Here is an 18562-nt window from a genome sequence, read left to right as displayed (position 1 = left end):
GATCATGGCAAGCGGTAAGAACGTGCCCGCCACGATTCCCGCACTGGGCGGTGAGCAGAGTCTCAATCGCTACCTGGCCGAGATCAGGAAATTTCCCCTGCTCACGGCAGAAGAGGAATATATGCTCGCCAAGCGCTTTCACGAGCATGGCGACCCCGAAGCCGCGACGCGGTTGGTCACGTCGCATCTGCGGCTCGTGGCGAAGATCGCGATGGGCTATCGCGGCTACGGCCTGCCCGCCAGCGAGCTCATTTCCGAAGGCAATATCGGCCTCATGCAGGGCGTGAAGAAGTTCGAGCCGGATCGCGGCTTTCGCCTCGCCACCTATGCGATGTGGTGGATCAAGGCATCGATCCAGGAATATATCCTGCGGTCGTGGAGCCTCGTCAAAATGGGCACCACCGCGGCGCAGAAGAAGCTGTTCTTCAACCTCCGCCGGATGAAGTCGAAGCTCGATGCCTTCGAGGATGGCGACCTCAAGCCCGAGGACCTGCGCAAGATCGCGACCGATCTGGGGGTCTCCGAGGAAGAGGTCACCCAGATGAACCGCCGCATGTCGATGGGTGGCGATGCGTCGCTCAACGTCTCGATGCGCGAAGACGGCGAGGGCGAATGGCAGGATATGCTGATCGACCAGGGGCAGTTGCAGGACGAGCGGCTGGCCGACGTCGAGGAGCGTGCGGTGCGGCACAATATGCTGCAGGAAGCTATGGCGGCTCTGAACGACCGGGAAAAGCACATCCTGGTAGAGCGGCGGCTGGTCGACGAACCCAAGACGCTCGAGGAGCTCAGCCAGGTCTATGGCGTCAGCCGCGAGCGGGTTCGTCAGATCGAGGTCCGCGCGTTCGACAAGCTGCAAAAGGCGATGATGCGGATCGCAGGCGAGAAGCGCCTGCTGCCGGCCGGCTGACGATCGGCGGGGCTCACGCCCCGCCCTCGCTCATCTCGCCATGCCGCTTAGAAGCGGCGTGATATCCCAGCATAGATTTCGACATCGGTTGCTGCGTGGTTCAATCCCGCGTTGACGCCGATGTCGAACTGCAAGTCGTCATCTGGCTGCAGTCCCATGGAGAAGCCGGCGACGTGAAATGTCTGGTGACCGGACGGGTCCCGGTCGCGCTCCACCTGATATTCGAGCGTAGCGCTCAGGTGGTCGGACATTTTGTCGGTCAACCCGATGACATTGGCATAGGCCAGATGCCGGCCCGATCGATCCTCGTCGACCGCAGCTTCTACAGATGGCATCAGCGCGAAAGAAAGATGGTCGTTGAGCTCGAACGACATCGGCACTTCCAGGCCTGCCGACCAGTCCCCCGCGCCGATCGCGGCTCCCCCGGTCGGGATGGTTCCCTGCACCATGACCGCCAGAGACGTACCGCTCCCGTCGGGATTCATCATGTTGCGGCGGAAGGCGACGAATATGTCGCCCATGCCGCTTTGCGACCTCGTACCAACGGAATCGCGCTCGAAATGCCGCCCGAAGCTGGTCCAACCGAGCTGCACTTCGGCACGATCGGCCACCCCTCTTCGGACCAGAATATCCCCGAGCGCCAGGTCGGTCGTCCTGTCGGCCACTCCCATGCTATCTCGCGACCAGTCTGCCAGCCCGACCTCGACCGAGGTAGCTCCGACCTCCATGGTACAGGTCGGATTGCCGATCCCAGGACGATCGGGACAATAGTCCCTTTCTGCGGCCGAAAGGGGCGATCCGGTAGCGCCCATCGCCAGCGCCAGACCCGCAATAACTACGCAGCGGACCATGAACTTTCCTTGTCGCTGTGACCTGTTCCACTGACATGTGCGCTGCCACATGTTACTGGCGCGTTCATGACGGGGGAAGACAATACGCCGCGGCGGGCGAGGCGCGGCGATAAGGCTATCGCGCTTTCGATGGCGATCGTCGTCGGCTGCCTGCTGGCCTCGGCGCTGCTCGACGGCACATCCTTCGACGATCTCTGGACACTCTATCTCGCCGATGCCGGCAAGCCGATCGACACGCTGGCCCACCTGCGCTGGTCGCTCGACATTCGCCCCCCGGTTTTCGATGCCTGGGCATCGCTCCTGTCGCGGCTCGGCCTCGATCTAGTCGCGTTGGCGAGGCTCGCCTCGCACGCCCCTGCCCTGATCTTCCTGCTTCTTGCCGGACGCGCCTTCATGCGCCGCCTGCCCGATGATCGACAATTTCACGCGGTCTTCCTGCTGCTCATGCTGTCGACTCCGGCGACCATCCACGCGATCGGCCTCTATCGCGGCGATTTCTGGCAGCTGTCGGGCTTCGCGATCCAGACCATGCTCGCGCGCCACATTCTCTATGTGCAGGAGGATTATCGAAGCCGCAAGGACGGACGCATCGCGATCTTCGGCCTGCTGGCGACGATGGCCGCGATTACGCTCGACTATGGCGGCGCGCTGTTCGGCAGCGTTCTTGCCATGGCGACCATCCTCGCCGCGATGGCACGCGGGCTGCGCCGTTGGGCCAGATCGCTGATCCTGACTCTCGCCCTGTCGGTGGCAGCCGTGGTGGCCTCCATTTCGTGGCAGGCGCCGTCCTGGAGCCGCCATTTCGACCTGTATCAGAACTGGATCGATCTGGAGTCCACCTCCGCCTTCGCGGTGATGACGGGACTGCTGATCGGCACGATCGTGCATAACCCTATCGCAGTCGCTGGCGCCTATGTCCGCCGCGAGAAATGGACGCGGCACGACAGCGGGTTCGCAGCCCTGCTCGGCATCTCGCTCGTGGCAGCGCTCGTGGCGATCCTGCAAATCGATGCGCAGCGCCGTCTGGTCACCAGTTCCAACAGCGCCGATCTTGCGGTCCTCGTCGCTGCGCTGATGGCAACGGCCGGCACCAAGCTGCTCGATAGCAGGTTGTGGACGAACGCTCTGTGTGCGGTGGCGGCTCTGTCCGCGCTCACGTCGATGGCGGTAGGCGGCCTCGGTGGTGCCTGGCAGAACGGAGCGAAGAAGATTGCCCGCATCGTCGAGCAATGCCCCCAGACCCAGGTCTATGCAGCCTCCGGCTGGCGGATCGACGAGGGCAGCACGTCGCGCGCAGCACGTCGGGAAGAACCGGTCTTCGATCTCGGCTATCGGCGGCTGGCGAAGCTGCACGGCTTTCCGGTAACGCTGTTGCGCGAAGGCAAGCCGGTCACGGCTCGTCTAGACCGGTGCCCCGTGCTGCTGTGGGTCGAGCAGGTGCCCCCCTTCGTGCGCCCGAAGCCGGACAAGATCCTCCGAAAGAGCGGGCTGCGGGGATTGGAAACCGCACGTCTGTCGCTGATCAGGACGCATAGCGGGCTTATCCTGCGCGCCGACCGGTGATATCCGGCGGCCATGCCGAAGTCTTCTCGTGCCCGTGCAGCGCTCCGCATTCTCGGTCGGGGCATCCTCTATTTCGTGATCGGCTCGGTCCTTTGGGTCGCGCTCTACCGCTTCGTGCCGCCACCGGTGACGGCAACGATGCTCGCCAATGCGACCGACGGGCGTGGCATCACCAAGGACTGGATGTCGCTCGACGATATGTCGTCGAACATGCCGATCGCCGCCATCGCGGCCGAGGACGGCAATTTCTGCCGTCATTTCGGCTTCGATTTCAAGGCGATGTACAACGCACTGGAGAATAACATCGAGGGACGCCGGAAGATTCGCGGCGGCTCCACCATCAGCCAGCAGACCGCGAAGAACGCCTTCCTCTGGCAAAATGGCGGCTATCTGCGAAAGGTGCTGGAGGCCTGGTTCACCCTGCTAATCGAACTGCTCTGGTCGAAGAAGCGAATCATGGAGGTCTATCTCAACGTCGCGGAGACCGGGATCGGCACCTATGGCGCCAATGCCGGGGCCATGCGCTATTTCCGCCATGACGCATCGCGACTGAGCCGCGCCGAAGCGGCGCGCATCGCCGCGGTTCTGCCTTTGCCCAAGAAGCGGGCTGCCATCGCGCCGACCGGCTATACCCGCCGCTATGGCGACCGGATCGCCCGGCGCATGGGGCAGGTCCAACGATTCGGGCTAGCCGGCTGTCTCAAATGAAAAACGGCGCGAAACGGTCGTCCCGAATCGCGCCGCCTTGAAAAATCGTCTGCCGGGTGTGGCGACGCGGGTCCTCAGCCGAAAGGCATCTTGAAGCCCGGCGGGATCGGCAAGCCCTGGGTCAGCTTCGCCATCTCGGCATTGGAGGCGGCATCCGCCTTGGTCCGGCAGTCGTTGATCGCGGCGACGATGAGATCCTCGAGCATCTGCTTTTCCGAAGGAACGATAAGCGAGTCGTCGATCGCGACGCCAATGATCCGGCCTTTCGCACTCGCGCGGATCTTGACGAGGCCGCCGCCCGACGCACCTTCGACCTCGATCGTGTCGAGCACGGTCTGGGCCTGTTCCATCTGGGTCTGGATCGTCTGCGCCGCATTCTGGGCGGCGGCGATCATCTCTTCGAGGCTTTTCATGATGCGAGACTCCGTGGTTCGGGGGCGCTGTAGTCGATCAGCTCCGCTTCGGGGAAGGCCGCGAAGGCAGCCTTGACGAGTGGCGAGTCGAGGATCGCGTTTCGCGCGGCCTCCTCCTGCGCCTTGGCCTGGGCGAGGAGCGAGGGCTCCCCTGCGTCGGACGCCATCGCGATGGACCAGGTGACGCCGGTCGCCTTGGCGAGCACCTTGCCGAGATCGCCGGCGAAACTGGCGGCAAGGCGCGGATGGCGCGCGATCACCAGTTCCTCACCGGAAAGGCGAACGATCGATGCGTAGTCGTGGAAAAGCTGCGCCAGCAGCGCGTTTTCGGACAGCAGCAACGCGTGCAGCGCCTGGGCTGAGGCCGGCAGCGCGGGTGCCGGGAGCTCTGGTGCCGGGGACTCAGGTGCCGGCTTCGGATCAGGAAGGCTGCTTTCGACGACCCTTACCGGCGGGACCATCATAGCCGACGGTTCGGGCGCGACAGCAAAAGGTGAGGCAGCAACCGCTGAGGCAGGCGCGGGCGCGGGCGCAGCCGAGCCCATGGCCGGGACGGTCGCACGCTCCCCCGTGTCGCCGCTCGCAAGCTTGCGCGCCAGTTCGCCGGGGTCGGGCAACTGGCTGGCGTGCACGACGCGCAGCAGGGCCATTTCTGCGGCCTCGATCGGCATCGCCGCAGTCTGGACCTCGGCATGCCCTTTCAGCAGCAACTGCCAGAGACGGTGCAGGGTCGCGAAGCCGAGGCGGGCGCCCCACTCCACGAAAGCCTCGCGCTCTTCGACCGACAATGCCGGGTCATCGGTGCCGGCGACCTTGGCGCGGGTCACGCCGTGGCAGGTTTCGAGCAGGCCGTGGAGCAGCGCGACCGGCTCGACGCCCAGATCATATTGTCCGCGCACCGCCGCAAGCACTGCGGGGGCATCGCCCGACAGCAGCGCGCCGAAGAGCCGCCTTATCGCTCCGCGATCGCTGAGGCCGAGCATGTCGCGCACCTGAGCCGCCTCGACCTTGCCCGAGCCATGGGCGATCGCCTGGTCGAGGATCGACAGGCCGTCGCGAGCCGAGCCCTCCGCCGCCCGCGCGATCAGGGCCAGCGCTTCGGCCTCTGCCTCTACGCCTTCGGTCGCGACGACCCCGGCGAAATGCGCGGCGAGCTTGTCGGCCGGGATCCGGCGCAGGTCGAAACGCTGGCAGCGCGACAGCACGGTGATCGGTACCTTGTTCACCTCGGTCGTGGCGAACAGGAATTTCACATGGGCCGGCGGTTCCTCGAGCGTCTTGAGCAGACCGTTGAAGGCCGACTTGGACAGCATGTGGACTTCGTCGATGATGTACATCTTGTAGCGCGCCGAAACCGATGCATAGCGCACCGCCTCGATGATCTCGCGCACATCGTCGATGCCGGTGTGGCTCGCCGCGTCCATTTCGACGACGTCGATATGCCGCCCTTCCGCAATCGCGACGCAGGGCTCGCAGACGCCGCAGGGATCGATCGTCGGTCCGCCCTGCCCGTCCGGACCGATGCAGTTCAGCGCCTTGGCGATCAGCCTTGCGGTCGAGGTCTTGCCGACCCCGCGAACGCCGGTCAGCAGAAACGCATGCGCGAGCCGCTCGCGCCGGATCGCGTTGGCCAGCGTCGTGACCATCGCGTCCTGGCCGATCAGCTCTCGGAAATTCTGCGGCCGATATTTGCGCGCAAGAACGCGGTATGGCGTTGAAGATTCGGACATGCCGAGACTTTACCCAGCCGGGGGCCGGTTGTCCCCGTGATATTTGCCGAAGCGAGAGAGGTGGGAGCCGGAACGACCCGATACGAAATCGTTGCGGCTGCTTCCTTCCGGACCTGACCGGGTTGGCGACGGCACCGTCCGCCCGACTCCCGCGGCGCATATGGGGGAGAAGTTGAGACGATGCAAGCCGCCTGCCGTCGACCGCCGCGGTCCGCGCGACGGCGCACCGTTCGCGATGCCGTCAGCGCCCTTGCATGTTCCTGGACCCGGGCGGCATCCGTACCGTCAGGCTGTCGAGCGCCTCGGTCAGGTGAATCTGGCAGGCGAGTCGTGACGTTCGGGTCACATGACTGGCAAGGTCGAGCAAATCCTCTTCCATCTCCGACGCGCGCGGCAACCGGGCGAAGTCGACCGGGTCGACGATGACGTGACAGGTCGAGCAGGCCATCTGCCCTTCGCAGGTTCCCTCGAGCGGCTGGCCATCGGCCTGTGCCACCTCGAGCAGGCGAAGGCCCGGCGCCGCATCAACCTCGCTCCGCCTTTCTCCATCGGCGGACAGGAACACCACCCTCGTCACGCCGCCCAGGCTCCCTGCCGAATGGCCGCTTCACCGATCATCGCCATAGCCCGTCGAACATCCTCCACGCTGGTATAGCGCCCGAAACCGAGCCGGATGCTCGACCGCGCCTGAGCGTCGGTGAGACCGATAGCCTTGAGGACATGGCTGGGTCTACCCGAACCGCTCGCGCAAGCCGACCCGGCCGAAAAGGCGAGGTCGCGCAAGCTCGAGATCAGCCGAGCCGCATCAAGTCCCTCCCGGCGCAGGTTGAGATTGCCGTGCCACCGCGCCTCCGCCGACCCGTTCAATGTCCAACCGGTCCCCAGCGCCTCGATCGCAGCGTCCCACAGGAGCTCCACATGCCTGCGGTCTTCGCCCTGCCGTTCCGCCATGAGGGCGGCAGCGACGCCGAAACCCGCGCAGAGCATAGGGGCCTGGGTGCCCGACCGTCCGGCCGGCTCCTGCCGTCCGCCGTGCAGCAGCGGCTCGAGATCGAGCCCGTCGCGCAGCCAGAGCGCGCCGATCCCCTTGGGACCATGGATCTTGTGCCCCGACACCGCGACGAGATCGCAGCCGTCGGGAATGGCTACCCGACCATAGCCCTGGACTGCGTCGCACAGGGTCAGGGCACCCGCCTTGCGGGCAAGCGCCGCAATCTCGGCAACCGGCTGGATAACGCCGGTCTCGTTATTCACCAGCATCACCGCGACGAGCCCGGTACCGGGCCGGATCGCAGCATCGGCGACTGCCAGATCGACGAGGCCATCCGTCCCGACCGGCAGGACCGTAACTGGCCGCCCGGCAGCACGAGCCGCGTCGAGGACCGCGCTATGCTCGGTCGCGAGGGTCACGATCGGTCCCCGGCTCCCCTTGATCGCCCAGTTGAGCGCCTCGGTCGCACCGCTCGTAAAGGCCAGTTGCCCACCCGGCGGCATCAACGCCGCCACCCGCTCCCGGGCCACTGCGATCGTCGCCGCCGCTTCCCGCCCGGCCTTGTGCGGCGAATGGGGATTGGCGAATTTCTCGCTTAGATAAGGCAACATTGCCTCGCGCACCTCGGGCGCCAGGGGCGTCGTCGCCTGATAGTCGAGATAGATCACGCCGCGCGCGTCCGGGCGCTGGCCGCAACCTTGTGCCATTCGGAGACGAAGCGGTCGATGTCGGCCTCTTCGGTTTGCGGCCCAAAGCTGACGCGAACGACTTCGCGCGCCTCCGCTTCGCTCCAGCCCATCGCTGCCAGCACATGGCTGGGCTTCAGGCTGCCCGACGAACATGCGCTTCCCGCCGAAACCGAAATCCCGGCCATGTCGAAACGGATGAGCTGGGCCGTGGCGGCCACGCCCGGCATTCGATAGCTCGCGATCGCCGGCGCTCGGTGAGCCTCGTCGGCGACCACCATCCCCCCGCCGTCGCGAATGGCAGAATCAAGCCGGTCGCGAAGCCGGGACGCCCGCGCCGTCCATGCAATGCTCTCATCCAGAGCCGCCGCAAAGCCCATTATCGCGGGGAGATTCTCGGTCCCGCCGCGATAGCCCTGCTCCTGCCCCCCGCTCGGCTCGAGCAGGCCCAGATCGCGGACCAGCAGTGCCCCGATGCCAGGCGGACCGCCCAGCTTATGGGCCGATATGCTGACGAAATCGGCGCCCGGCAGGGGCATCTTGCCGGCCGCCTGGGCGGCGTCCATCAGCAACAGGCCCCCACGCTCGGCGATGCGCTCGCGCAGCGCGTCGATCGGCTGGACGACCCCGGTTTCGTTATTGACCAGCTGGATGGCGTGGAGCGTGTCCGCCCCGCCGACGGCGTCCTCGTGCACCTGTCCCAGGCGATCCACCGGCAGGATGGCCGCGTCGCACGCCACGCGGCGCACCGCGTCATGCTCGACCGCCGACAGCATGCGCCGGGCGGCCTTGCCGCGCCGCATGGCGATCTCGATCGCTTCGCTGGCGCCGCTGGTGAAGATCAGCGCACCGCTATGGCCCAGCGCCGCCGCGATCCGCGCGCGGGCATCCTCCAGCGCCGCACGGGCCGCACGGCCCTCGGCGTGGGGCGACGAGGGGTTGGCCCACCGCTCCATCGCCTCCGCCACCGCCGCCCGCGCACGGGGCAGCATCGGCGTCGTCGCCGCATGGTCTAGATAGAGTCTGGACAGCACCACGCGCGAATATGCTCCAATTGATTGCGCGCGAAGCGCCCGGGCCTATATAGGCGTTCGTTCGGCGGCGCGCCATCCGGTGCGCCCGGCTCAATCCATGTCCCGAAGGATATCGATGCCAGAAGTCATTTTCCCAGGACCCGAAGGGCGCCTCGAAGGGCGTTTCAACCCCGGCCCTCGTCCGCGCGCGCCCGTCGCTTTGATCCTGCACCCGCACCCGCAGGGCGGCGGCACGATGAACAACCGCATCGTCCAGTCGCTCTACCAGACCTTCGTGCGTCGCGGTTTCGCGACGCTCCGCTTCAACTTTCGCGGCGTCGGCAAGAGTCAGGGCACGTTCGACAATGGCGTGGGCGAACTGAGCGATGCCGCCTCGGCGCTCGACTGGGTCCAGTCGATCCACCCCGAGGCGCAGACGACCTGGATCGCCGGCTTCAGCTTCGGTGCCTGGATCGGCATGCAGCTGCTGATGCGCCGGCCGGAGATCAAGGGCTTCATCTCGATCGCCCCTCCTGCGAACATGTACGATTTCACCTTCCTCGCGCCCTGCCCGTCCTCGGGCATCATCATCCAGGGCGACAGCGACGAGGTGGTGACGCCCGGCGCGGTCCAGAAGCTCGTCGACAAGCTGCGGACCCAGCGCCACATCACCATCCATCACGACGTCATCCCCGGCGCGAACCACTTCTTCGCCGACGAGATGCCGCAACTGATGCAGTCGGTTGACGGCTATCTGGACATGCGTCTTTCCGGCGATCGTTGAAGCCGACGACGCTCAGCCGCGTGACGGGGCGCTCCCGAAGGGTAGCGTCGTCACGCGGTCGGCAGCGTCCAGATCGCGACGTTGGCGAACATGACGGTGCCCGCCACTATCATCAGCCAGCCGCGCTTATAGTCGTTGCGCTTCAGAATCAGCCAAAGCCCGCCTCCGCCCAGCAGAAATCCCGCGAGCATGAGGATGGAAAGCGTAAAAGCGGCGGGGCCGTTCATCCTGGGTCCACCTTCGTCCGAACAGAAAATGTGCGATGGACCGCATCGCGGGCGCCTGTCAATCAGGCAGGCCCGCTCGACACGCCGGGCGGATCCCCATCTCGTCAGGCGGACAAGGGGTTGGTGAGATGATCGTTCCCCATCTCGTGGCGCTGGTCGGCGCCGGGGCAAGCGCTGAGGTCTTCAGGCTCAACGGTGGCCGCGTTCTGAAGCTCTACCGCGAAGGTCTCGACCCGGGTGTCGTCGACCGCGAGCATGACGGCATCCGCTATGCGCAGGATCAGGGACTGCATGTCCCGCGCACCTTCGGCACCCATGAATGCGGTCGACGCAGAGGCATCATCCTGGAGGAGCTGCCGGGCAGGCCCCTGCTGCGAACCTCTCCGCTGCGCCTGCTGCGCTGGCGTCCCCTTTTGCGGCGCTTCGCCGACTATCATGCCCTGATTCACCGTTGCAGTGGAGACGGGCTTCGCCACGCGCAGCACGATATCATCCGCGTCAGGATCGAGCAGGCCACTGTCAGCAAACGCGCGCGACAGGAGGCCCTCGACCGGCTCGACGCGCTGCCGCGCGGAGACCGGCTCTGCCACGGTGATTTTCATCCGGGCAACGCGCTGCTGACCCGCCACGGCATCGCCGCGATCGACTGGTCGAACGGCTGCCAGGGCGATCCCGCCGGGGACGTGGCGCGGACAGAGCTGCTGTTCCGTCATTCGGGGTTCGGTCGCGTGTTGCGAACCTGGCCGGCTCTGAACGTCCTGCGGCCGATGGCGGCCTCCTTCTATCTGCGCGAATATCTGCGCCGCTCCGATATCGACGAGCAGCAGGTGGCCGCATGGCGCATCCCGATCGCGGTCGCTTCGCTCGTCCCGGACAGCAGCGTACATCGCCTATCCGTGCTGGAGTCGCTCGAGCAGATGGGATTCGCTCCGTGACGCGTCCGTCCGCTTTCGGCCAAGATCGTCTGCCCCGGGATTGACCGGATTGCCAAGTGCCGGACGTCGTCTAGGGATCGCGACGCCCATGGACCGAAACCCTGTCGCGCCGACCTATCGCCCCGAGATCGACGGGCTTCGCGCCGTGGCCGTGATGATGGTCCTGTTCCATCATGCCGGCTTTTCCTGGGCCTCGGGCGGTTTCGTCGGCGTCGACATCTTCTTCGTCCTGTCGGGTCACGTCATTGCCGCGCTGGCGTTCGAAGCGCTGGCGCAAGGGCGCTTCTCGATCGCGCAATTCTACGAGCGTCGCGCGCGGCGCATCATGCCGGCTCTCATCGTTATGACCGCGACCCTGGTCGCGCCCGCCTATTGGCTGATGCTGCCGAACCAGCTCATTGCTTTCGCCCGCAACATGGCCGCGACGCTGATGCTCACGTCGAACATCCGCTATTGGCGGCAAGGAAGCTATTTCAGCGAGCGCTCGGAACTCAATCCACTCCAGCATAGCTGGACGCTGGCGGTGGAGGGGCAATTCTATCTGCTCTTTCCGCTCCTGATCCCGATGCTGCGCCGGCTGGGCGTCCGGCCGATCGTCCTCGTCCTGACCGGCGCCATGATCTTCAGCCTCGCCCTTTCCGAATGGGCCTCGCATTGGCACCCGGCCGCGAACTTCTACCTCGCTCCCAGCCGTGCCTGGGAATTGATCGCCGGTGTTCTGAGCGCCCTGGCGGCCAGGCATGGGCTTCGGATCCGGCATGCCACGGCGGCCTGGGTGACGCTCCCGCTGCTTACGCTCCCGATGTTCTTTTATGATGGCGCAACGCCCTTTCCAGGTCTCGCCACAGTGCCGATCGTTGTGGGAACGGTGCTCATCCTGCTCGGCGAACCGCAGAAGACGCCGGTCGGAAAGGCTCTGACCACAAGGCCGCTCGTGACGACAGGGCTGATGAGCTACAGCCTATACCTCTGGCATCAGCCGCTATTTGCCTTCTACAGGCTGCACAACTCGATCGATATACCGGCGCTGACCGGCTGCATCTTGATCCTGCTCGTCTTTCCGATCGCCTATCTCAGCTGGCGTTTCGTCGAGCGCCCTCTGCGTCGGCCGAATGGACCGCTGGCAAGCCGTCGAGCCCTGCTATGCCTGCTCGGCCTGAGCATCGGGACGCTCATGCTGATCGGACAGGTGATCGTGGCAGAGCGAGGCTTTCGCGAGCGTATGCCGCCGGCCGTGCTCCGCGTCCTGCGCGCCTCTTTCGGGAGCAAGGCGGGTTGCCTGAACAAACTCGGCGCCGATGCCATAGCAAGAGGAGAGCGCTGCTTCATCGGCGCGACGGAGGGCGAGCCCAGCGTGGCCGTGATCGGCGACAGCCACGCCACCTCGATCGCCGACGACCTGTCAGAGGATCTCCGCACAAGAGGCATCAAGGGGATGATCTTCACCTGGAGCTGGTGCCCGCCGCTCGCCGGGCTCGAAGCGGACCTGACCGCCAGGCGCAAGTGCACCGCCGCACGCGATGAAGCATTGCGCCGGATCGCATCCGACCGCCGGGTGACGACGGTACTCTTCTATGCCGAATGGGCCAATTACACGACCGGCTATACCCAGGCCAGCGGCGACCCGGCGACCGTCTTCCGTTTCGATTCAGGCGGCCGGGTGGAAGACAATCCCGCCGAGTTCGCCAAGGCCGCCAGAGCCACTTTCGAAACGCTCGTTCGGTCGGGCAAGCGACTGGTGATCATTCGGTCAACGCCGGAATTCACCTTCCGCGTGCCCATGAGCGCGGCCCGTCTTCTGCTGAAGAGGGTCGAGAGTCCGTCCACGCTCGATCTGCCCCTCTCGGCCTATCGCGACCGCAGCGGACAGGCGATGCACCTGCTGGACGCTGCCGCGCGGGGCCTCGACATTGAGTTCGTCGATCCGATACCGGTCCTGTGCCCGGCCGGGCGCTGCCCGGTGCTCGACGAGCGGGGAGAGGCCCTTTACTTCGATCACAACCATCTGAGCAGAACGGGCGTCAGGCTGATCCTTCCGCTCATTGGCCCGCTCCTCGCAGACACCCGGCCCAAGCCGGAGATCAGCGGCGCTGCCCCCCGCACAATATCTCGGTAATCGCCTCGGTGTCGCAATATTCCTTCCACTCGATCAGCTTCCCGTCCCGCAACCGGGCCAGAAAATGATAGTGGTTGCGATATTCCCGACCGGAAATGTGCATCCCGCGCGATGATGCCTCCACCGCGACGCGATCCTCCTGCGCCGTTATTCGATGGACCTCGAACGCTATGCCCTGCGGGAAGACCTCGAAGATACCGCCGGCGGCGGCGGCGACTGTGACCTTGTCGAACGTGCCGGAGATGAGCGTATGGCCCATCGTGGTCAGCACGCCATCCTCGGCATAGGCATCGACGATGGCCGCAACGTCACCGCGATTCATTGCGTCGATAAAGGCTGTCACGGCGGCGACGTTACGCTGCGGCTCGCTTTCCATAGCGCTCTCCCTTTACCGTCGGAGGCGTGACAGACGCCAGGCATAGCGTCAATCCTGCGGCCTCGAACCGAAGCGGCTCACCACGTCAGCTGCAGGAGAATTCGAGACACTCAGCCCTTCTCGGCGCCCGCATCCTGCGAAGGGCCACCCTCGAGCCCGCAACTGATGACACAGCGGTTTGCGGAGCGCCGATCGATTGCGACACTTGCGGGGGATGGCCCACGACTAGCCCGCGCCTTCTCCGGCGCCCGCGCGGCGCGCACCGAAAGGCGCAACTCCATCGCCTCGAGCAAGCGCGACAGTGTATCCAATGTCGGATTTCCCTGATCTCCGAGCGCCTTGTAGATGGCCTCTCTGGTAAGGCCCGTCTCGCGTGCCAGCACGCTGACGCCATGTGCTCGGGCAACGCGTTTCAAGACCCGCCTGATCTCCGCCGGGCTTCCGCTTTCGAAGACCGGCTCCAGCGAATCCGCCAACGCATCCGACTCTTCCGACAGACAGCGAGGCCCTGATGTCATGATCTTCAGTTCCAGCCTCCTTCCATTATAAGAATGGACCTTTTCCGTAACGTCGAAGAGATCTCAGCACTCAAACGAGCAGATCGAGAATATTGATCCGCAATATCTAAAAATCGATTGCGTACTCGTGACGGCGCTAGGTTAACCGCTCCTGAGCAAGCTTCCGATTTTCCTGCGTCCGCTCACCTCGGCGATCGCCTTTTCGAGGCTCCCCAATGTGCAGGGCTTCGTTAACAACTTCCCCGGTGCAGTTATGTCCGCATGCCCTGTAAGAAAAATTGCAGGAAGATCTGGATGGATCTCGCGAATTTTACGAACGACCGTAGTTCCGGACATATACGGCATGTGGATGTCGGATATAACTACATCAATATCAAAGCACCTTTGCTGCGAGTAAATAACCGCTTCCCGCGGATCGGATATCAATTTCATATTATAGCCAAGGTCCGACAGCATCTCTCCGACGACTTCGAGGACCATTCTATCATCATCAATAAACAATATCTTCATACGTAAAACCACGGAGTCTCTGGATTGCGAATCCATCCCGATGTTACAATTTATAACAATCTATAATTGTTGGATATTGGACCTGAATTTTTTTGCAACGAATTTCGCGAATTTATTTGCGAAATATCGTGCATTATGGCGCTGTGAGCGGGGTAAGCTCAACTTCTAGTGCCTGTTAACTATAGTTATCATTTCAAGGTGAGCTTCATCGTCAACTATACTTAACAAATAAATGCACGAGGCTTTGCATTGACTGGTTCGATCTTCATCGGGGATCCCTCCCGCCTGGGAGAAAACCTGCTGGCCGCTCCGCGCATGACGTCTTCGGACAGCCCTTCAGGCGAGGTCCGGCTCGCGGCGATGCCGGGGATCATTCCGTTGTCCCCATCGCAACGTTGGCCGACTCAGGGAGGGAGCAGAGCCATCCCGGCGCTGCCTGGTCCGGCCCCGCTTCCATTCGTCAAAATCAACGGACGCAAGCAGCGAACGCTCCGCGCCACTGCCACGGCGACCGCGCGAGCCGATCATTCGCTCGACCTGCCACCTGTCCTCCAGATGACCGCAGGTCGACGACGCGCGCGTCGGATGCTGCGGCTCATCCTGCGGTGGGTAGCTTTGACGATATTGCTCGTGAGCGTTGCGATGCTTGCGACCTCGAAATAGAGGCGCCCTGCCAACCGGCCGGTGAGCATGCCCGGCGCAGCGCCATTCACACACCATGCCCTGGCGCCGCGCTTGCGCGCCGGATAGGCGGAGTCGATCGCACCATGCCGAAGCACAGCGCGAACCGGTAGCTGGCTTCCAACAGAAATTTAGAGAGAGAGAGATGCAGAGTGGTGGGCGCAGCAGGGTTTGAACCTGCGACCCCTGCGGTGTGAACACAGTGCTCTACCACTGAGCTATGCGCCCACTCTGCGTCGTCTGGTACGGAATATATCCGCCGACGGCGACGCGGATAGGGTGGGACGCTCGCGCTGTCCAGCCCAAAAAAGCGAAGGCCGCTCGCACGGATAACCGCGCGGCGGCCCTGCCCCCAAGGCACCCGGCGTAACGCGGGCGCCTAAATCAGTTGACGGCGTCCTTGAGACCCTTGCCCGGCTTGAACTTTGGCTGGCTCGACGCATCGATCTGCATCGGTTCGCCCGTCCGCGGATTGCGCCCCGTCGAAGCTTTGCGCTTGGTCACGGAGAAGGTTCCGAACCCGACCAGCCGGACCTCGTCGCCATTTTTGAGCTGCGCGGTGATCGAGTCGAACACGGCCTCGACCGCCTTGGTGGCATCGTTCTTGGTCATGCCGGTGGCCTCGGCAACTGTGCCGATAAGCTCCTGTTTATTCATGCCTTCGTCCCCTACCTGTCTCTCTTTGATGCCAGAACGGTCGCGCCCCGGCGGCGGCGCCCGGCTCGACTCCGCGACCGCGATGCTGCAACAATGGCGACATCTCCGCAAGGGTCTGAAAAGGCCGACAAGCGCCGTGTTTCAGGGCTTTGGCGTAGCTTGCAGCTGTGCTCGCGCATAGCGCTCGAAATCGGGATCGAGCAGCGGAGGCTCCAGCGGCACCACCCGTTCCAGGCGTTCGGCAATATGGTTGAGAACAGCGATCCGTGCCGCCTTCTTGTCATTGGCGTCGAATATGGCCCATGGCGCCCAGCGCGTATCCGTTTCCCGGAACATCTCCGCCATGGCCGCGACATAGTCGGCGCGGCGGGCCCGGTTGCGAAAATCCTCCGGGGTCACCTTCCATCGCTTCCACGGATGGTCGAGCCGATCCGCGAGGCGCCGGTCCTGTTCCGCCTGGGTCACGTGGAGGAAGATCTTGATGATGTTGACGCCGTCAGTCTGCTGCTGCGCCTCGAACTCGTTGATCTCGTCATAGGCGCGTCGCCATGCCCGTTCGTCGGCATAGGCTTCGACCCGCTCGACCAGCACGCGCCCGTACCAGGTGCGGTCGAAAATCGCGATTCGTCCCTTGCCCGGCAGCTTTTGCCAGAAGCGCCAGAGAAAGTGCCGGCCGCGCTCCTCGTCGGTCGGCGCGCCGATCGGCCAGACGCGAAAATGCCGGGGGTCCCATCCGCTCGTCAGCCGCTGGACCGCGCCCCCCTTGCCGGCCGCGTCCCATCCCTCGAACAGGATCATCGTCCGCAGGTTGCACACGACATGCGCGACGTGCAGCCGGCCGAGGCGCTTCTGCACCTCCGCCAGCGCGGCCTCATAGTCGCCGTTGAAGGGCTCACCCTTCTCATAGTCAGCAAGATCGACTGCCAAGCGTCACCACTCCACCCGACCCGATCCCATGATCGTCGGGACAGGATGGTTCAATCGCAGGAGTCGGTAAACAGTTTCCCTACCGTCCGGCTATGGGACAGATCACAGCCGGGCCAGCACGGGGGAGAGCGCAACGCCCTCCCCGGCCGTCATCAGGATTTCTGCGGCTCGACGACCCGGATGTTCAGTTCGCGCAGCTGCTTCAGGCTCACCTGCGAGGGCGCGCCCATCATCAGGTCCTCGGCCTTCTGGTTCATCGGGAACAGCACCACCTCGCGGATGTTCGGCTCGTCCGCCAGCAGCATCACGATACGATCGATGCCGGGGGCCGAACCGCCATGCGGAGGCGCGCCGAACTTGAACGCGTTGAGCATGCCCGAGAAATTCTCCTCGACCTGCTCCTGGGTATAGCCCGCGATCTCGAACGCCTTGTACATGATCTCCGGACGGTGGTTCCGGATGGCGCCCGAGGACAGCTCTACGCCGTTGCAGACGATGTCATATTGATAGGCGAGGATATCGAGGGGATCCATCGTCTCCAGCGCTTCCATCTCGCCCTGAGGCATCGAGAAGGGGTTGTGGCTGAAGTCGATCTTCTTGTTCTCCTCGTCATATTCGAACATCGGGAAGTCGACGACCCAGCAGAATTTGAACACGCCCTGCTCGATCAGGCCCAGCTCCTCGCCGACACGGGTGCGCGCCGCGCCTGCGAGCTTCGCCGTCGGCAGTTCCTTGCCGGCCGCGAAGAACACGCCGTCGTCCGGGCCGAGGCCGAGAGCGGTAACCAGCTTGGCGGTCGCTTCCTCGCCATGATTCTTGGCGATCGGGCCGCCGGCTTCGCCGCCCTTGATGTTGATGTAGCCGAGGCCGGCATGCCCCTGCGAGCGCGCCCAGTCGTTCATGTCGTCGAAGAATTTGCGGCTCTTGGCACCCGCGCCCGGTGCCGGGATGGCGCGGACGACGCCACCGCCCTCGACGATGCGCGCGAACAGGCCGAAGCCCGAGCCGACGAAATGCTCGGTGACGTCGGTGATCTCGAGCGGGTTGCGCAGGTCGGGCTTGTCCGAGCCATAGCGCAGCATCGCGTCCTTATAGGCGATGCGCGGGAACGGCGCCGGCGTGACGGCACGGCCGTTGGCGAATTCCTCGAACACACCGTGCAGCACCGGCTCGATCGCTGCGAACACGTCCTCCTGCGTGACGAAGCTCATCTCGAAGTCGAGCTGATAGAATTCGCCCGGCGAGCGGTCGGCGCGCGCATCTTCGTCGCGGAAGCAGGGCGCGATCTGGAAATAGCGGTCGAAACCGGCAACCATCAGCAGCTGCTTGAACATCTGCGGCGCCTGCGGCAGCGCATAGAATTTGCCAGGATGGATGCGGCTGGGCACCAGAAAGTCGCGCGCGCCTTCGGGCGACGAGGCTGTCAGAATCGGGGTCTGATATTCGGTGAAGCCCTGGTCGATCATGCGGCGACGGATCGAGGCGATCACGTTCGAGCGCAGGACGATGTTCGAATGGATCCGGTCGCGACGCAGATCGAGGAAGCGATAGCGCAGACGGATATCCTCGGGATAATCGGCTTCGCCTGCGACCGGGAGCGGCAGCTCCTGCGCTACCGACTGAACCGCCACATCACGCGCGCGGACCTCGATCGCACCGGTCGCGAGGTTCGGGTTTACCGCCTCCGGTGCCCGGGCGACCACATCGCCGGTGATGGTGACGACCGACTCGACGCGCAGCCGCTCGAGCTGCTTGAACGCCTCGGACTCGATGTCCGTGACGATCTGCGTCAGCCCGTAATGGTCGCGCAGGTCGACGAACAGGAGATTGCCATGGTCACGCTTGCGGTGCACCCAGCCGGAGATACGGACCTGGGTTCCGACGTGCTCGGAGCGGAGCTGGCCGCAGCTGTGCGTGCGATAGGCGTGCATGAGTAAGATCAACTTTCCGGTGAAATTGCGAGCGG

General features: G+C 64.5%; 19 protein-coding genes, 1 tRNA gene and 1 other RNA gene. 6 read left to right on the top strand and 15 right to left on the bottom strand.

Features of this window, described 5'->3' with window-relative positions; genetic code table 11:
• The first annotated feature begins 4 nt into the window (after positions 1 to 4).
• Positions 5 to 910 (top strand): RNA polymerase sigma factor RpoH, encoded by a 906-nt coding sequence (gene rpoH, locus G6P88_RS00335; protein WP_165321306.1) that lies wholly within the window; start codon positions 5 to 7, stop codon positions 908 to 910.
• Between the two features lie 47 nt (positions 911 to 957).
• Here rpoH and G6P88_RS00330 read toward each other — a convergent pair whose 3' ends face one another.
• Positions 958 to 1761, bottom strand: coding sequence for a transporter (locus G6P88_RS00330; RefSeq protein ID WP_165321305.1), 804 nt, complete (start codon positions 1759 to 1761; stop codon positions 958 to 960).
• 129 nt (positions 1762 to 1890) lie between these two features.
• On the opposite strand from G6P88_RS00330, the gene G6P88_RS00325 reads away from it, so the two are divergent.
• Both G6P88_RS00325 and mtgA read left to right on the top strand, forming a co-directional pair.
• Entirely contained in the window at positions 1891 to 3324 is a 1434-nt protein-coding gene (locus G6P88_RS00325; protein ID WP_226946662.1) for a hypothetical protein, read from the top strand.
• Between the two features lie 12 nt (positions 3325 to 3336).
• Positions 3337 to 4032, top strand: a complete 696-nt coding sequence (gene mtgA / locus G6P88_RS00320; protein WP_165321303.1) for a monofunctional biosynthetic peptidoglycan transglycosylase — start codon at positions 3337 to 3339, stop codon at positions 4030 to 4032.
• Positions 4033 to 4106: 74 nt separating this feature from the next.
• Here the strand turns inward: mtgA and G6P88_RS00315 are convergent, their stop codons facing one another.
• The 6 genes from G6P88_RS00315 to G6P88_RS00290 form a co-directional block, all read right to left on the bottom strand.
• Positions 4107 to 4445: a YbaB/EbfC family nucleoid-associated protein gene (locus G6P88_RS00315; RefSeq protein WP_165321302.1), complete on the bottom strand. Its 339-nt coding sequence runs from the start codon at positions 4443 to 4445 to the stop codon at positions 4107 to 4109.
• On the bottom strand, positions 4442 to 6175 hold the full coding sequence (locus G6P88_RS00310; protein ID WP_165321301.1) for a DNA polymerase III subunit gamma/tau: 1734 nt from the start codon (positions 6173 to 6175) through the stop codon (positions 4442 to 4444). Before G6P88_RS00310 ends, G6P88_RS00315 begins: the two co-directional genes overlap by 4 nt.
• 56 nt (positions 6176 to 6231) lie before the next feature.
• Positions 6232 to 6329: signal recognition particle sRNA small type (gene ffs / locus G6P88_RS00305), an RNA gene on the bottom strand.
• 87 nt (positions 6330 to 6416) lie between these two features.
• Positions 6417 to 6752 (bottom strand): 2Fe-2S iron-sulfur cluster-binding protein, encoded by a 336-nt coding sequence (locus G6P88_RS00300; RefSeq protein ID WP_165321300.1) that lies wholly within the window; start codon positions 6750 to 6752, stop codon positions 6417 to 6419.
• Complete coding sequence (locus G6P88_RS00295; RefSeq protein ID WP_425594464.1) at positions 6749 to 7873, bottom strand: cysteine desulfurase family protein; 1125 nt, start codon at positions 7871 to 7873, stop codon at positions 6749 to 6751. The genes G6P88_RS00300 and G6P88_RS00295 overlap by 4 nt, the downstream gene beginning before the upstream one ends.
• Positions 7831 to 8889, bottom strand: coding sequence for a cysteine desulfurase family protein (locus G6P88_RS00290; protein ID WP_165321299.1), 1059 nt, complete (start codon positions 8887 to 8889; stop codon positions 7831 to 7833). Before G6P88_RS00290 ends, G6P88_RS00295 begins: the two co-directional genes overlap by 43 nt.
• Positions 8890 to 9001: 112 nt before the next feature.
• Here G6P88_RS00290 and G6P88_RS00285 point away from each other — a divergent pair, with 112 nt between their 5' ends.
• A complete protein-coding gene (locus G6P88_RS00285; protein ID WP_165321298.1) occupies positions 9002 to 9649 on the top strand; it encodes an alpha/beta hydrolase in 648 nt (215 codons plus the stop codon).
• Positions 9650 to 9699: 50 nt separating this feature from the next.
• On the opposite strand, the gene G6P88_RS00280 is transcribed toward G6P88_RS00285, so the two are convergent.
• Positions 9700 to 9876 carry a hypothetical protein gene (locus tag G6P88_RS00280; protein WP_206335828.1) on the bottom strand — a complete coding sequence of 59 codons (177 nt, stop codon included), beginning with the start codon at positions 9874 to 9876 and terminating at the stop codon, positions 9700 to 9702.
• A 128-nt stretch (positions 9877 to 10004) separates the two neighbouring features.
• On the opposite strand from G6P88_RS00280, the gene G6P88_RS00275 reads away from it, so the two are divergent.
• Together G6P88_RS00275 and G6P88_RS00270 are read left to right on the top strand one after the other, a co-directional pair.
• Positions 10005 to 10811: a phosphotransferase family protein gene (locus G6P88_RS00275; protein WP_165321297.1), complete on the top strand. Its 807-nt coding sequence runs from the start codon at positions 10005 to 10007 to the stop codon at positions 10809 to 10811.
• Positions 10812 to 10899: 88 nt separating this feature from the next.
• Positions 10900 to 12927 (top strand): acyltransferase family protein, encoded by a 2028-nt coding sequence (locus G6P88_RS00270; protein WP_165321296.1) that lies wholly within the window; start codon positions 10900 to 10902, stop codon positions 12925 to 12927.
• Here the strand turns inward: G6P88_RS00270 and G6P88_RS00265 are convergent.
• From G6P88_RS00265 to aspS, 7 genes are all read right to left on the bottom strand, one after another.
• A complete protein-coding gene (locus G6P88_RS00265; RefSeq protein WP_165321295.1) occupies positions 12893 to 13303 on the bottom strand; it encodes a nuclear transport factor 2 family protein in 411 nt (136 codons plus the stop codon). The two genes, G6P88_RS00270 and G6P88_RS00265, sit on opposite strands and share 35 nt — an antisense overlap.
• Before the next feature lie 110 nt (positions 13304 to 13413).
• Entirely contained in the window at positions 13414 to 13779 is a 366-nt protein-coding gene (locus G6P88_RS00260; protein ID WP_247710558.1) for an addiction module antidote protein, read from the bottom strand.
• A 183-nt stretch (positions 13780 to 13962) separates the two neighbouring features.
• Positions 13963 to 14331, bottom strand: coding sequence for a response regulator (locus G6P88_RS00255; RefSeq protein ID WP_165321293.1), 369 nt, complete (start codon positions 14329 to 14331; stop codon positions 13963 to 13965).
• A gap of 834 nt (positions 14332 to 15165) precedes the next feature.
• A tRNA-Val gene (locus G6P88_RS00250) sits at positions 15166 to 15240 on the bottom strand.
• Between the two features lie 156 nt (positions 15241 to 15396).
• Positions 15397 to 15669 (bottom strand): HU family DNA-binding protein, encoded by a 273-nt coding sequence (locus G6P88_RS00245; RefSeq protein WP_165321292.1) that lies wholly within the window; start codon positions 15667 to 15669, stop codon positions 15397 to 15399.
• A 141-nt stretch (positions 15670 to 15810) separates the two neighbouring features.
• Positions 15811 to 16596 (bottom strand): polyphosphate kinase 2 family protein, encoded by a 786-nt coding sequence (locus G6P88_RS00240; protein ID WP_165321291.1) that lies wholly within the window; start codon positions 16594 to 16596, stop codon positions 15811 to 15813.
• Positions 16597 to 16748: 152 nt separating this feature from the next.
• Positions 16749 to 18527 carry an aspartate--tRNA ligase gene (gene aspS / locus G6P88_RS00235; protein WP_165321290.1) on the bottom strand — a complete coding sequence of 593 codons (1779 nt, stop codon included), beginning with the start codon at positions 18525 to 18527 and terminating at the stop codon, positions 16749 to 16751.
• Between the last annotated feature and the right edge of the window lie 35 nt (positions 18528 to 18562).

This window comes from Rhizorhabdus phycosphaerae (assembly GCF_011044255.1).
Taxonomy (GTDB): Bacteria; Pseudomonadota; Alphaproteobacteria; order Sphingomonadales; family Sphingomonadaceae; genus Rhizorhabdus; species Rhizorhabdus phycosphaerae.
Note: the sequence above shows the minus strand (reverse complement) of the source record. Positions and strands in the feature narration are given on the sequence as shown.

Excerpts from the sequence above, each read along its gene's own strand:
- rpoH (WP_165321306.1), top strand. The coding sequence starts at position 5 with ATGGCAAGCGGTAAGAACGTGCCCGCCACGATTCCCGCACTGGGCGGT.
- G6P88_RS00330 (WP_165321305.1), bottom strand. The coding sequence starts at position 1,761 with ATGGTCCGCTGCGTAGTTATTGCGGGTCTGGCGCTGGCGATGGGCGCT.
- G6P88_RS00325 (WP_226946662.1), top strand. The coding sequence starts at position 1,891 with ATGGCGATCGTCGTCGGCTGCCTGCTGGCCTCGGCGCTGCTCGACGGC.
- mtgA (WP_165321303.1), top strand. The coding sequence starts at position 3,337 with ATGCCGAAGTCTTCTCGTGCCCGTGCAGCGCTCCGCATTCTCGGTCGG.
- G6P88_RS00315 (WP_165321302.1), bottom strand. The coding sequence starts at position 4,445 with ATGAAAAGCCTCGAAGAGATGATCGCCGCCGCCCAGAATGCGGCGCAG.
- G6P88_RS00310 (WP_165321301.1), bottom strand. The coding sequence starts at position 6,175 with ATGTCCGAATCTTCAACGCCATACCGCGTTCTTGCGCGCAAATATCGG.
- G6P88_RS00295 (WP_425594464.1), bottom strand. The coding sequence starts at position 7,873 with ATGGCACAAGGTTGCGGCCAGCGCCCGGACGCGCGCGGCGTGATCTAT.
- G6P88_RS00285 (WP_165321298.1), top strand. The coding sequence starts at position 9,002 with ATGCCAGAAGTCATTTTCCCAGGACCCGAAGGGCGCCTCGAAGGGCGT.
- G6P88_RS00280 (WP_206335828.1), bottom strand. The coding sequence starts at position 9,876 with ATGAACGGCCCCGCCGCTTTTACGCTTTCCATCCTCATGCTCGCGGGA.
- G6P88_RS00275 (WP_165321297.1), top strand. The coding sequence starts at position 10,005 with ATGATCGTTCCCCATCTCGTGGCGCTGGTCGGCGCCGGGGCAAGCGCT.
- G6P88_RS00270 (WP_165321296.1), top strand. The coding sequence starts at position 10,900 with ATGGACCGAAACCCTGTCGCGCCGACCTATCGCCCCGAGATCGACGGG.
- G6P88_RS00265 (WP_165321295.1), bottom strand. The coding sequence starts at position 13,303 with ATGGAAAGCGAGCCGCAGCGTAACGTCGCCGCCGTGACAGCCTTTATC.
- G6P88_RS00255 (WP_165321293.1), bottom strand. The coding sequence starts at position 14,331 with ATGAAGATATTGTTTATTGATGATGATAGAATGGTCCTCGAAGTCGTC.
- G6P88_RS00245 (WP_165321292.1), bottom strand. The coding sequence starts at position 15,669 with ATGAATAAACAGGAGCTTATCGGCACAGTTGCCGAGGCCACCGGCATG.
- aspS (WP_165321290.1), bottom strand. The coding sequence starts at position 18,527 with ATGCACGCCTATCGCACGCACAGCTGCGGCCAGCTCCGCTCCGAGCAC.